Genomic DNA, 15,167 nt, shown 5'->3' with positions numbered 1-15,167 from the left:
CTTGTGAAAAAACTAATAGTACTTCTAGTCTTAACTAATATGTCATTAATCAGTGCACAATCATTTTCTGGAAAAGGTGATCAAAAGTTTCAGGTTGGTGCAAACTTTCAAGAAAATGCAACTGGAATTAATGCCACTTTCGATTATGGCGTTGGAGAAAACATGTCTATAGGGGTATCTACAACTTATGCCTCAGGAGTAAAAAGTGAAATCGATGCTGACTTTGGAGATCGTTTTGACCTAAAAGCCAGATTTAATGCTAATCTTGGAAACGTTATTAATGTGGATCCTAATTTCGATGTATATCCTGGACTGCATCTAGGATTAAAAAACTTTGGAGGCCACCTTGGAGCAAGATACTTTTTTACAGATGGCTTTGGCATATATACAGAGTTAAACGCTCCTTTTGCAAAGTACAACACAGATCGTTTAACACTTGCCGAAAAACTACATAACCAGTTTACTGTTTCGTTAGGAGCTTGTTTTAGTCTATAAGTTCATTAGCTTTTTCGTAGACCAAATTTGATTCCCATCCTCTGTATAATAAGTAATCGCAGAGTTTTCGCTTGCGCTTATAAACGTTCTTTTCTGTAATCTGGTTAAGACGTTTCAAAGCTAGCTCATGAAGCGTATCCACATAGTCTTCATAAGTTATCTCACGCATGGCAATTTCTATATTGTACTTAGAAATACCTCTTAGCTTTAATTCTCTGAGAATTCTATTCTTTCCCCATTTTTTAATTCTGAATTTCCCGCTAACAAAATGCTTAGCAAAACGTTCTTCGTTAAGGTAATTATCTTCAATTAATTTATTCACAATTAGAAGCCTAGCATCAGGAATCATATTCATCCCAATAAGCTTCTGTTCCACATCCTTGTGACAACGCTCTTGATAGGCACAATACGCTTGAAGTTTTTGTAAGGCTTCTTTTACAGTATAGGAGTCTTTCATCGGAAAAACGAAATTAATAACTTTTTGTTAATAATTGCTTGGGGCTAAAACCCTGTATATAAGCTAATTTTGTGCTATATTTGCTAGCCCCTCGGTTAAGCTAAGCGAAAAACTCACTATGATAAAAAAGTACTCCCTCAGTCTACTGGCATTTTTGTGTGCCATAATATCAGGTTTTGCACAAACTCCTTGGATAAATGAGATTCATTACGACAATAACGGAAGTGATGTTAATGAAGGTGTTGAAATAGCCGTACCTACAACTTATTCTTGCGCAACTAATGATCTTAGGGTGGTTTTCTACAACGGTAGTACTGGAACTACTTATGGTTCTGCATCAGTTCCAACAACAGGAGGTGCAACGGTAAACAATGTTCGTTTTATATGGATTGCACAGTCTGGAATTCAAAATGGTGCTCCAGATGGTATTGCCTTAGTGTGTGGTAGTACAGTCATTCAATTTCTAAGCTATGAAGGTACATTTGCGGCTACTAATGGTGCTGCAAATGGGCTAAATTCTACAGATATTGGTGTTAATGAGAACAATTCAACAGGGACGACCGAAAGCATACAATTACAAGGCTCTGGTTGTGATTATTCTGATTTTACTTGGGTTCAAAATCAATCTAGTACTCACGATAATATAAATACTGGTCAGACTATTAATTGTGGTGGTTGTAGCATTACAGATATTTCAATATCTAATCCTCCTGGCTCTTGTAACGATAATGGCACTGCTTCTGATGCCTCAGATGATTATTATATTGCTGATGTAACTATAACATACAGCAACCCTCCTGCTTCAGGAAGTATAGATTTAACCGGTGCTGGAGTAGTGGGTGGAACGACTTCTGCTACTGTTGGAACATCTCCTCAAACTATCACAGGAGTACAACTTGCTGCTAATGGGAGTGATGTAGAGGTCACAGCCACTTTTAGTGCTGATGGATCTTGTACATATACAGAGACTGTTTCCGGATCGGGTGTAGCTTCTTGTTCTTCAAGTGGCTCTTCAGTTTGTCTTTCAGATGATTTTAATTCAGGCTATGGAAATTGGACTGGTTCAGGAACTTACCAAAACGGTACTGCAGGTCTTACAGGAAATGGAACAGGTTTCAATTCAACCGGAGATGAAATAATTACTACTAATGTCGTTTCTAACCCACAACAAATAGAGTTTCAATTAGCTAGATCTGCAAGTACTGCAAACAAAACATTCAGCGTTCAGTATTCCACAAATAACACAGGTCCTTGGACTACTGCTCAAGATATTTTAGTGGGCTCAGTGACTACGTCGCATCAATTATTTACAGTTCCTCTTAGCTTAACTGGTGATTATTACATTAGGTTAGTGATGTCTCAAAGATCAGGAGGGTCTTATTACCTAGATGATGTTGAGGTTACCTGTGGTTTATGTACAACACCTACCAATGCTACAAGTTTTAATGCCGTTGAAAGCTGTGGATCAATAGACATTAGCTGGATTGCGCCTTCTTGTGCTGAGGAAGTATTAATTGTTGCCAGAGAAACTAATGCCGTTTCTGCAACGCCAACAGGTGATGGCAGCGCTTATACTGCAGATGCTATTTTTGGAAATGGCACAGACTTGGCTACAAATGAATATGCAGTTTATAAAAGTAACGGTACTTCAGCTAATATCACTGGATTAACTAATGGATCCACATATCATTTTACAATATTTTCGAGGACAGGAACTAGTTGGAGTACTGGTGTATCCACTTCTGTAGCATATTCTGGTGTTATTGACAACCCTACTGCTTTTACCTCAGTAAACAGTTGTGGTGATGCACTGCTTCAATGGACACTTCCGAGTTGCTATGATGAAGTTTTAGTTGTTGCAAGAGCTTCAAATCCTGTAAGTGCGACACCAACTGGAGATAGTACAACTTATACTGCCAATTCTACTTTTGGAAGTGGTGATGCTTTAGCTGCAGGGGAATTTGCTGTATATCGTGGCACAGGGACTTCAGCAACAATTACAGGTTTAACCGATGGTACAACATATCATTTTACAATTTTTAATGAAGCTGGTAATACATGGAGTTCTGGATCAACGACTTCTGTTACAGTAATTGCAAGTAGCTCATCTAGCCCAACGATATTTAGTCCAGGGGATTTGGTATTTGTAGGTTTTGACAGTTACATTACTGATGGTAACGATAGGTTCTCTATCCTTACTCTTGTAGATATTGGCCTAAATACAGAATTTACTATTGCAAACTTATTGTATGAGTATAATGCCCCAGCAAATACCTCAACTGACCGTTGGTATGATTGTAGTACTGATTTTGATCAGAGTGGAGAACCGCCTTATGCTACGCTACAATACAACGGTTGTGCAGATATTCCAAAAGGCTCTGTAATTTGTGTCGAAACAGAAACCTTCCCATCAACTATTCAAAGTATTACGGTTAATGGTATCGATGTCACTTCAGATTTTACTATTCTAAACAATCCTTCGCATGCTAATGATAACCTGCCTGGTAACATTAGTACCTCTAGTCCAGATACGATGTGGTTAATGCAAGGAACATTCTCTGACGTGATGACTGAACCTGACGGTCCCGATACAGGAGATACCGATCCTGATAATTATAGAACATTTACTGGGACTGTTCTTGGTGGTGTACAAACAAAAGGAAGCTTCCAAGCGTTTTCAGTTGCAGGTAATGCTGGTGGAGATAGAATTTCGAGGATTCACCCAGATATTGAATGTACAAGGTTAGAAATTGGTAATTCGAGTACATCTAGATTCTATGCATATCACGATGTCGCTGGTACTGGAATTTCGACAGGAACTCAATCTCAATTATTAGCCAATATCACTGATAATAGTAATTGGTTATTAGTTAGTGCAAACAGCGGTCAAGCATCGGATGATATAGCTGCAACATGTAATAGTTCCTACACTGTTAATGGTACAGGAACTACAGCTGGTCTATGGACTGGTACTGTAAGTGATGATTGGTTCAACTGTTCTAATTGGGACAACTTTGCTGTTCCTGACGCTCTAACAGATGTTACCATCGATGCTACTGCTGCTAGAGATTGTGTCATTGATAATGATTCTGCATTGTCTTCAAACTTTGGTAATGAGGCCGATTGTAATGATATTACCATAAGTGGTAGAACCTTAGTTATTGAAGAATCCGATGATGTTCTAAACGTCAATGGTAATTTAGTTATTAATGTCAGCGGTTCTTTAGACATGGACGATGGTAATAACGGTACAGATGATGGTCAAATATTTTTGACTGGAAACTGGACAAACTTACTAGGAGAAGCTGTTTTTGAAGAAGGAAATAGTACTGTAACATTTGAGGGTACAGTAGCTCAACTTATCACATATAATACACCTCCTCCAATTCCACCTGTTGTTTATGATACAGAAATTTTCCACAATGTTGTTCTAGATAACGACTTTGATACCAATACTTCAAATAACTTATATGCTAATGGTGATCTTACCATCAATGCCGGCAGAACGTTAGATGTCAGAGATGGCGATTATGTTCACGTTGATGATGTAGTAACTACCAATGCGACTGCAACATTCTATATTCATAATAATGGCTCACTCATCCAAGTAAATGATGCTGTTACCAATGTTGGAAACTTAAGCATGGAGCGTTCCGTAATGATGAGAAGACAAGACTATGTCTACTGGTCATCTCCAATTAATGGCTTCAACATTGACAATGTTTCTCCAGGTTCTCCGACTTACCATATCTATAGATGGGTACCTACAGCTCCTAATACAGGAACAAGCAACGGTCAAGGTAACTGGGTGACTGCAAATGGTGAAACCATGGGTGCTGGAGTTGGGTATATCGTTAGAGGAGATAGTAGTTTCAACAATACAACTCCTACCCAACTTGATGCTGTATTCCAAAATGGTGTACCACGAACAGGAACAACTACTGTTACTGTTTCTAGAGGAACGGATAATGATGGGCTTAATGGTAATGATGATGATGATGACTGGAACTTGGTTGGAAATCCATATCCTTCAGCAATTTCTGCTTTAGACTTCCTGAATGCCAATACAAATCTAGATGGTTTCGTGAATATTTGGACGCATGGTGCTTTACCAAGCAATGCTATTCCAGATCCTTTCTATGAAAACAATAATGGATTCAATTACGATCCAGATGATTATATAACTCATAATGGTACAGGGACTACCAGTGGTCCTGCTGGGTTTAATGGCTATATTGCCGCTGGGCAAAGCTTTATGGTTAATCTAGATGATGGCCCAGCTACAACAACTTCGATTACTTTCAATAACTCTATGAGAAGTAGAACCTATGACAATTCAAATTTCTATAGGTTATCTAGTGAAAGTAGTAGAACTACCGATGCAAACGAAAGACATCGCATATGGTTAGATTTAGCCTCAGAAAATAATGGTGTAGATAGAATATTAGTAGGTTATGTAAATAATGCTACTATGGACAGAGATAGACTTTATGATGCCATTACTTCAAATAAAGAAGGGCAACAAAATTTCTATTCTATTATTAATGAAAAGCCTTTTGTTATTCAGGGAAGAGCATTGCCTTTTGTAGATACCGATGTAATTCCTTTAGGATTCAATAGTATTGCTCAAGAGAATTATACGATTGCCATTAGTGCAGTTGATGGTATTTTTGAAAGTGACCAAAATATTTATCTAAAAGATAATCTATTAGGTTTTGTTCATAACCTAACTGAAAGTCCTTATACTTTCACAGCTGAGTCTGGAGCGTTTAATGATCGCTTCGAGATTGTTTTCCAGGGAGATGCATTATCTATTGTTGAAAACGAACTCGATCCAAGTGGCTTAATAATTACCGAACTTCCTAATGGCAATGTTGAGTTTACTGTGCCATCGCAATTCACTATCGAAGCTGTTGAAATTATTGACTTGTTAGGTAGAACTATTTATAGATTGAATGGGAATAGTCACACCTTAATCCATAGATTAGACAATCTGAGTAAAGCAGCTTATATCGCTAAAGTTCGTTTATCCGACGGACAAGTGATTACCAAGAAAGCTATCAAACAGAAATAATTTACCCCTTTTACACATAATAAAACCCTTCCAATTGAGAAGGGTTTTTTGTTCTAAATAAACGTAAAATGTAGGAATTTTATACTAATTTGTTAAAATTAATTGCATTTCATCGATTTATATGGTTTTTAAACTGATTTATTGAAGTTAATTCCCATATTAGCAATCCCAAATCACAATAACTAAAAACCAAATCTATCATAAACCCTATTTATGATTTTTGCCCCAAGTTTAATCATGAATTGTTACTTATGAAAGGAGCCCCAAATCTACCAAAACCTACTTTTTTTGAAAACAAGCTTATGGTCAGTTTTCAAAATAATTTAAGATTGCTCAGAAACATAGTCATGTTAACCAAAAAGCTATTCATGCTATAACCCTTTGGGGATAGCATGAATTAATTTTTTGGTGTACGCCTTAGTTGGATTATCATAAATTTCATCTGCCTCACCTAGTTCCTCAATTTTTCCTTCATTCATTACTAAAAGCTGATCTGCCATATATTTTACTACGGCCAAATCGTGAGAGATAAATATATATGTGAAGTTATAGTTGGTTTTCAGTTCATTTAGAAGATTCAAAACCTGTGCCTGGACAGATATATCCAACGCAGAAACGGATTCGTCACAGATAATGAGCTTTGGTTCCAAAGCTATGGTCCTGGCTATTCCTATTCGCTGTCGTTGTCCTCCAGAAAATTCATGCGGATACTTATAATAATCTTCTTCCGTAAGACCTACTCTTTGCAAAATTTCTAAAACCTTTTCCCTTCTTGCATCATCATTAGTGCCAATTCCATGAGCTTTCATAGGCTCCATGATTGCTTTTCCAACTATAATTCTGGGATTTAAAGAGGCATAAGGATCTTGAAAAATAATCTGAATATCCTTGCTTAGTTTTAGCCTTTCAGAATCTTTTAAATTCGTAATGTCTTCTCCTTTATATAGAATTGCTCCAGACGTAGCCTTATCTAACTGAAGAATCGCATTGCCTAAAGTAGATTTTCCACAACCAGACTCTCCCACTAAACCGAGCGTCTCACCCTCATACACCTTAAAGCTAACATCATTTACAGCTTTAAAATTTTCTCCTTTTTTAAACCAGTTTAGTTTGGTAACATACTCTTTCTCTAGGTTTAGAACTTCTAACAATGGTGATTTGCTGTATAAGGTTTTATGTTTTTCTTGTCGTTCTTCCTTTGTTATAATATCATCTCTGGTTGTTCCTTCTACAAAATCACTTATTGTTGGAAGAGTTTTTAATCTGAATTCCGTCGAGGGTCGAGAATTAATAAGGGCTTTTGTATACGTATGTTTTGGTAGTTTGAATATGCCTTGCGTCTTTCCTTGCTCTACAATTTCACCTTTGTACATTACCAAAACTCTATCTGCAACTTCTGAAACCAAAGCAAGATCGTGAGAAATGAAAATAATGCTCATACCCTCTTCATACTGTAACACTTTCAATAACTCAATAATACTTTTTTGCACTGTAACATCGAGTGCTGTTGTAGGCTCATCTGCAATAAGAATTTTTGGCTTACAAGCAATAGCCATGGCTATCATAACACGTTGTTTTTGCCCTCCCGAAATTTCGTGCGGATAAGATTTATAAACTCTTTTCGGGTCAGGTAATTTTACTTTCTCAAAAAGTTCTAAAACCAACTGTTTTGCTTCAGTTGATTTCTTTTTGGTATGTTGTAAAATGATTTCTAAAACCTGTTTCCCACAAGTCATTGAAGGATTCAAAGAACTCATTGGTTCCTGGAAGATCATTGCGAGTTCATTTCCTCTTATGTTTTCGAATCCCTTGTCCTTAACCTGAGTTAAATCTTTACCTAAAAAGTCAATAGAACCGTTGGTGATTTTAGAAATTTTCTTGGGCAAAAGCCCCATGATAGCAAGGGAAGAGATCGATTTCCCTGAACCCGACTCTCCGACAATTCCAAGAATTTCATTAGGCTTCAAATCAAAAGAAATTCCATGAATAATTTCTGTTTCAATTTCATTATTAAAAAATGAAATCCGAAGATCTTTTACCTCGAGTAATTTGGAATCCGCCATACGTAAATGTAGTCATTTTCTTCATCTTAATTACGGAAAAACCGTAAAGTTTTTCTGTCAGAAAGTATTTCATCGAAAATGTTAAAATTAAATTTTTGCGTTAACAAAATTTTAATAGTTTCGTTGCGAAATTTTCAAAAAAACCATTAATTATTTAAACATTTAACATGAAAAACAACCTCACACTATTTTTTATTTGTTTTTTCATGGTAGGTGCAGTGTTCGGTCAAGAACGCAATTGCTCTACAATGGAGAACCTTGAGTACAGGAAACAACAAGACCCAGATCTCGAACGAAGGATGCAACAAATCGAGACCTTTACTCAGACCAAAATTCAACAGATGCAAGCCAACAGAGTTGATGGCAACATTATCACTATTCCCGTAGTAGTACATGTATTGTATCGAAACAGCACTGAGAACATCAGTGTGGCCCAAATCCAGTCTCAAATGGATGTTCTAAACGAAGATTTTAGACGTACAAATCCAGATGCAGACAACACATGGTCGCAAGCCGCGGATACAGAAATTCAATTCTGTATGGCAACAGTAGACCCTAATGGTAATGCTACCACTGGTATTACCAGAAAATCCACAACCAGACAAGATTGGGGTACTACAGACGACATGAAAAAATCCTCGCAAGGAGGTGTCGACCCTTGGGATACAAGTCAGTACCTCAACATGTGGATCGTACCAAAAATGACTGACCCTATTGGTCGTACCATTTTAGGTTATGCTCAATTCCCTGGTGGAAGTGCTTCAACAGATGGTGTTGTAATGGCTTACAACTATTTTGGAAGAGTAGGAAATGTAACTGCGCCTTTCGATGGTGGAAGAACAACTACTCACGAAGTAGGACACTTTTTAAACTTACGCCATATTTGGGGTGATTCTAACTGTGGAAATGACTTTGTTGCAGATACGCCTACACATCAAACTTCTAATGGTGGTTGTCCAGTTGGTCAGGTATCATGTGGCTCAGTAGATATGGTTCAAAATTATATGGACTATACTAACGACTCTTGTATGAACCTATTTACCCAAGGACAAAAAGACAGAATGCGTGCAGTATTAGAAGCTGGTGGTGTAAGAAGATCTTTAGCCTTATCTGACAAGTGTGGCGGTGGAGGTTCTACACCAACGTGTAACGACGGTGTTCAAAACGGAGATGAAACTGGTGTAGATTGTGGTGGTTCTTGCCAACCATGTCAGACAGCTTGTACTGACAACGAAGTAAATCTATCTATTACTTTTGACGATTATCCTGAAGAAACATCTTGGACTATTACTAATGATTCAGGACAAACTGTAGCATCAGGTGGTACTTACGGAAGTGAACCAGACAGATCAACACTTACTGAAGACCTTTGTTTACCAGACGGATGTTACACATTCACAATTAATGATTCCTATGGTGACGGTATCTGTTGTTCTTACGGAAATGGATCTTATAGTCTTACTGGACCTTCTGGTTCACTAGCATCTGGCGGATCTTTTGCAGGTTCTGAAGCTACTCAATTCTGTTTAGGAAGCGGCCCAGCACCAACATGTGATGATGGTATCCAAAACGGTGACGAGACTGGTGTAGATTGTGGAGGCTCTACTTGTGCACCTTGCTCTACAGGTTCAACGTTGTTACACGAAGGTTTCTTTGAAACTGGATGGGATGGCTGGACTGATGGTGGTAGCGATTGCTTTAGATACTCTGGATCTCGCTCTTATGAAGGCAATTATTCCATTAGAATTAGGGATAATTCAGGAACAGCATCAGCTATGACGTCTGAATCATTCAATCTTACAGCTTATAATCAAGTTGAAGTTAAGTTCTACTTCTATGCAAATAGTATGGAAACTAATGAAGACTTCTGGTTACGTTTCAACAATGGTTCTGGATGGACAACAGTTGCTACTTGGGCACAAGGACCAAGTTTTAACAATAATACGTTCTATTCTGCAACTGTTGTATTGAATGACTCTGAATACAACTTTGGTAGTAATTCTCAGTTTAGATTCCAATGTGATGCTAGTGCTAATGCAGATCAGGTGTATATCGATCAGGTAACTATTACTGGTATCTCTGGAAGCGGAAGTAGACAAAATACTACAGAACTAATCAGAACATTGAATGAAGAAGTTACTTCTGAAGAAGATTTTGTATTGTATCCAAACCCAGTAAAATCTCAACTGAATATTAAGATGCTTGATAATAATGATGCTATTAATTACCGTATCATTAACATGCTTGGACAAACAGTTCAAGAAGGTAAAACAACCCAAATTATCGATGTTGAAAACCTAAGATCTGGCATCTACTTCTTAGAGGTAAATGATGGAGACGAGGTGTTAACTAAGAAATTTATTAAAGAATAATTTCTTCATAAAACAACCTAATTTTGGAAAAGCTCGGCGATTTTGCCGGGCTTTTTTGTTATTTACAAGTTTAATTTAAATGCAATTCATCGGTTATATGTGTATTTTATGGATTGTAATTGTTTGAATATTAGTTCATTTCTTACAAAAAATGCATTTCATCGTGTTTTTTTGCTTTTTATAGATATTTTGTTCTATATTGCCAATCGAATATTTAACCCACTTCTACTATGAAAATAACCTACCCTCTAGTACGTAGTCTATTTATAGGCGCGCTTTTGTTTGTGACCAATGTTTCCCTGTCGCAAACTACAAGCTTAGAAAAAGCTCAAAATTTCATTAATTTAAAAGGCGAAGTAACTTTTGATTTCCAAGTAAGTGGACGAGAAGCCTTAGGGCCTATCTCCCATCAAATGTCTATTGTTAATTTTGACCCAACAACAAATACTGTAAAGGTATGGGCCAATCAACAACAATTCGAACAATTCCTAACACAAGGTATTCCATTTCAAGTTTCAGACTTTGATAATGTCTCTGGTGTTTTACAAGAACCTCAAACGGAAGAACTTCCTGATGTCGCGTTTGATGCTCAGGCAAATACCTTAACATTTCCAATCACTAGTTATCCAACATATGCTGATTATGCTCAGCAGATGCAAGACTTTGCTAACGATAACCCTGGGATTTGTGAATTTGTAAATCTAGGAGCAACTGCTGAAGGTGATAAGGATATCTTATTTGTAAAGCTTTCAGACAATGTGACTACAAATGAACAAGAGCCTCGATTGTTATATACATCGTCGATGCATGGTGATGAAATTGCTGGGTATCCAATGATGTTAGAGTTAATTAACTATTTAATTACCGCTTACAATGACACTGGCCATGCTGAGCATGCAAGAGTCCAGGCATTATTGAATAATTCTGAAATCTGGATTAACCCAAATGCCAACCCAGACGGAACCTACTATAATGATCCAACAAACACATCTGTAGCTAATGCTAGACGTGCAAATCATAATAATATAGACCTTAACCGTAACTATCCAGACAATGTTGCTGGTGCGCATCCAGATGGTGAGGCATATCAACCAGAAACAATCCTATTTATGGATCTAGCGGACGATTATCATTTTGTAATGTCTGCCAACTTTCATGGTGGTGTAGAGGTAGTTAATTATCCATGGGATAATACGTTTACAAGACATGCGGATGATGCTTGGTACCAGTTTATTAGTAGAGAATATGCTGATAACTGTCAAGGAAGCGGTGCACCAATGGGTTATTTTGATTATCTAGATAACGGTATTACAAATGGAGCCGATTGGTATCGAGTAGAAGGGGGTAGACAAGATTACATGAATTATTACCACCAATGTAAAGAAACAACGGTAGAATTATCAGACCAAAAAACACCTCCTGCTAATCAATTAGATGATTTCTGGAACTACAATCGTGAGGCACTAATCGATTACTTAGAGCAAGGAACCTATGGTTTTAGAGGTGTTGTAAAAGATGCAACCTCAGGTAACCCTATCGAAGCTACCATTACTTTAGTAGGCCATGATAATAATGGATCACATACAATATCAGAGTTACCGCATGGAGATTTTTATAGACCAACTATTGCTGGTACTTATGACATCTTAATTGAAGCGACATGTTACCAACCCGTAACCTTGCCTTCACAAGCAATTTCAAACTATTCAGTTGTAGATCTAGGAGACGTTTTACTGACATCTGTAGCAAGTCAAGTACCGACAGGTTTAGCAGCTTCAAATGTATCTAGCTTTTCTGCAGATATGTCTTGGGGAGCAATTGCTTCAGCAAATTATGATATACGATATAAACCAACAAGCTCTGGTTCTTGGACTGAAGTTACTGGACTAACAACAAACTCAGAAGGTTTAACTGGCTTAACAGATACAACAGAATATGAGGTGCAGGTAAGAACTAATTGTGGTTCATCAGTATCAGCTTACTCTTCTTCTGTAACGTTTACAACAACAGCTCCTGCTCCTTGTACAGGAACTTTAATCACATCCTACCCTTATGTTGAAACTTTCGATTCTGGTATAGGTGATTGGGTTCAAGGTTCTGGAGATGATGGTAACTGGACATTAGATGCCAGCGGAACTCCAACTAATAATACTGGACCATCCAACGATATTACTGGTGGTGGCAACTATTTTTACACTGAAGCAAATGGTGCAGGTTTAGGTAATAATAACACTGCTTATCTAGAAAGCCCTTGTTTTGATCTAACCTCAGCATCTAATCCTTATTTTACTTTCTATCATCATATGTATGGAAGTGCTATGGGTACATTAACCTTAGAAGTTTCTGTCGATGATGGATCTAACTGGTCTTCCTTATTCTCTCAAAATGGAAACCAAGGAAACCAATGGAATACAGAAAGTATAGATATCTCAGCCTATGTTGGTCAAACTGTTAAGTTCAGGTTTACTGGTTTAACTGGAGGTGGCAACAGAAGTGATATGGCTATAGATCAAATACGTGTTGGAACTCCACTTTACTGTGCTTCTAACGGAAACAATACTAATGATGAGTATATTTCTAGAGTTCAGTTGAGTTCAATAGACAATTCATCAGGTGTTGGAACTTCAGGTACAGGATATTCAGACTTTACCTCAACAGCAAGTACTGACTTAGATGTTGGAACACAATATACAATTACAATTACGCCTACTTGGCCAGGCACACCTTATGATGAAGGCTACTCAGTTTGGATTGACTACAATGCTGATGGTGACTTTAATGACGCTGGAGAACAGGTCTTTACACAAGCACCGACGCAAACTAATCCAGTAAGTGGAAACTTTACGGTTCCGGCTAGTGCAAAATTTGGTACTACTAGAATGCGTGTGTCGTTAAAATACAACGGAATACCTACAGCTTGTGAACAACCATTTAATTATGGTGAAGTTGAGGATTACGCCATAAATATTACTTACGATGGATTACTATACATGAACAATGCATGGACGCCGTATGCTCCTAGTGGATCTACAGGGTCTGAAAATGTATTAATCATGAATGGATCGTGTAGTATTAGTTCTGATATTATGTTGAACAACATGACAGTAGAATCAGGTGCTTCGGTTGAAGTTGACAAAACTGCATCGATTAGTCTTGGTGGAAATTTGGTAAACAACGGAAACATTATCTTAAATTCAGATTCTGATGAGTATTCAAGCTTAATTGTTACTGGAACAGTTACTGGAAATGCACGCTACTTAAGACATGTTAATGCTAATGCTGGCGGAAATGATCTTATTGCGCCTCCAGTTTCTGGTGAAGCGTTCAATTCGTTCATTACTAACAACAGTAATATTCTAAGTAACCCTGGAAATACACAATTCTTATTTGGACCTTTCGACAAGGCCACAAGTAATTACTTATTATATTCAAATACTGAAACTGCAACGTTAGATGCCGGTACAGGATATAGAGCTGCATCTACAGATAATTCAACCTTTAGCTTTAATGGTACTGTAAGCACAGGTAATGTTAACATCCCTATTTTAGATTCTGGGTCTTCATTTGCCAAGTGGAATCTTATAGGTAACCCATATACATCTTATGTGTCTTTAGCAGATTTCCTTACGGCTAATAATACACAACTAGATGGATCTAGTGCTGGTGTGTATGGTTACGATGGTGACGCTTCTAATGGTTGGACAATATGGAACCAAGCCTTTTCTGATGCTAACCCTGGCTCTCTTATTGCGCCTGGTCAAGGATTCTTCGTAGCCTCGACATCTGGTGGAGGAACTATTGGGTTTACACCTAGTATGCGTTCTACAGGAACCAGTGATGATTTTATTATAGGTAGAGAAGGTATAGTTGGTAACATTTCTTACTTGAAATTAAATCTAGATAATACTACTAACACTCATAACACAGAGTTTTATTTCAGTGATAATGCTTCTCTTGGTCTTGATCCTGGATATGATGCTATGTCATTTGGTGGAACAGCTCCAAGCTTTGGAATCTATTCTCACTTAGTTCAAGATGGTGGTGGTACAGATATGGCTGTACAAGCCGTTGGGAACATTGACATAAATAATAGTGTTGTTATTCCTCTAGGAATCAATGCTGCACAAGGACAACAGCTTACAGTGAGCATTGCTCAAACAACTTTAGATCAAAATGTTGATGTCTACTTAGAAGATAATCTGACCAATACATTTACATTACTTAATGAAGGAGATTATGTCTTTACACCAGACACTAATCTTGATGGTACTGGTCGTTTCTTCTTACGTTTTGAGCCTGAGGCATTGTCTACTAATGAAAATAGTTTTGATGCTTTAGAAATATATACTACAAGCAAGCCTAAACAATTAATTATAAAAGGTCAGTTACAACAAGATACTAATCTTAACCTTTATGATGTTCAAGGCCGTTTGATTATCTCTAAAGCATTAGATTACAGTTCTATCAATAATGCTGTCAATATGACTAGCGTAGATGATGGAGTTTACATTGTGGAGCTTGTCAACAAGACACAATCAAAATCCACAAAAGTGATTATCAGGTAAATTAGTTACAACCCTAATCTTAAGCATGAATGTGCGGATTTTCCGAATATTTTTTACGGATTTTCCGCATATTTTGTTGATTATCAGATTTTTTATTAACAATTTACTTCACCTGCGCTGAAAAAGGGTTACATTAATAAA

6 protein-coding genes are annotated in these 15,167 nt (G+C 37.3%); 4 read left to right on the top strand and 2 right to left on the bottom strand.

Annotated elements, in window-relative coordinates; all coding sequences use genetic code 11:
• Window positions 1–3: 3 nt before the first annotated feature.
• Window positions 4–495 carry a DUF6646 family protein gene (locus tag NCE97_RS02655; RefSeq protein WP_353777313.1) on the top strand — a complete coding sequence of 164 codons (492 nt, stop codon included), beginning with the start codon at window positions 4–6 and terminating at the stop codon, window positions 493–495.
• Here the strand turns inward: NCE97_RS02655 and NCE97_RS02650 are convergent.
• Window positions 485–952 (bottom strand): regulatory protein RecX, encoded by a 468-nt coding sequence (locus tag NCE97_RS02650; protein WP_353777311.1) that lies wholly within the window; start codon window positions 950–952, stop codon window positions 485–487. The two genes, NCE97_RS02655 and NCE97_RS02650, sit on opposite strands and share 11 nt — an antisense overlap.
• Window positions 953–1,070: 118 nt before the next feature.
• On the opposite strand from NCE97_RS02650, the gene NCE97_RS02645 reads away from it, so the two are divergent.
• Window positions 1,071–6,026 (top strand): RemA C-terminal-like gliding motility protein, encoded by a 4,956-nt coding sequence (locus tag NCE97_RS02645; protein WP_353777310.1) that lies wholly within the window; start codon window positions 1,071–1,073, stop codon window positions 6,024–6,026.
• Window positions 6,027–6,397: 371 nt separating this feature from the next.
• On the opposite strand, the gene NCE97_RS02640 is transcribed toward NCE97_RS02645, so the two are convergent.
• Complete coding sequence (locus tag NCE97_RS02640) at window positions 6,398–8,089, bottom strand: ABC transporter ATP-binding protein (protein WP_353777309.1); 1,692 nt, start codon at window positions 8,087–8,089, stop codon at window positions 6,398–6,400.
• Between the two features lie 167 nt (window positions 8,090–8,256).
• On the opposite strand from NCE97_RS02640, the gene NCE97_RS02635 reads away from it, so the two are divergent.
• Both NCE97_RS02635 and NCE97_RS02630 read left to right on the top strand, forming a co-directional pair.
• A complete protein-coding gene (locus NCE97_RS02635; protein WP_353777308.1) occupies window positions 8,257–10,461 on the top strand; it encodes a M43 family zinc metalloprotease in 2,205 nt (734 codons plus the stop codon).
• Window positions 10,462–10,691: 230 nt separating this feature from the next.
• On the top strand, window positions 10,692–15,026 hold the full coding sequence (locus NCE97_RS02630; protein WP_353777307.1) for a M14 family zinc carboxypeptidase: 4,335 nt from the start codon (window positions 10,692–10,694) through the stop codon (window positions 15,024–15,026).
• Window positions 15,027–15,167: the final 141 nt, after the last annotated feature.

Origin of the sequence: Winogradskyella sp. 3972H.M.0a.05, assembly GCF_040493455.1 — a bacterium.
Classification (GTDB): domain Bacteria; phylum Bacteroidota; class Bacteroidia; order Flavobacteriales; family Flavobacteriaceae; genus Microcosmobacter.
The sequence above is the reverse complement of the archived record's forward strand: the minus strand, read 5'-3'. Positions and strand labels throughout refer to the sequence as shown.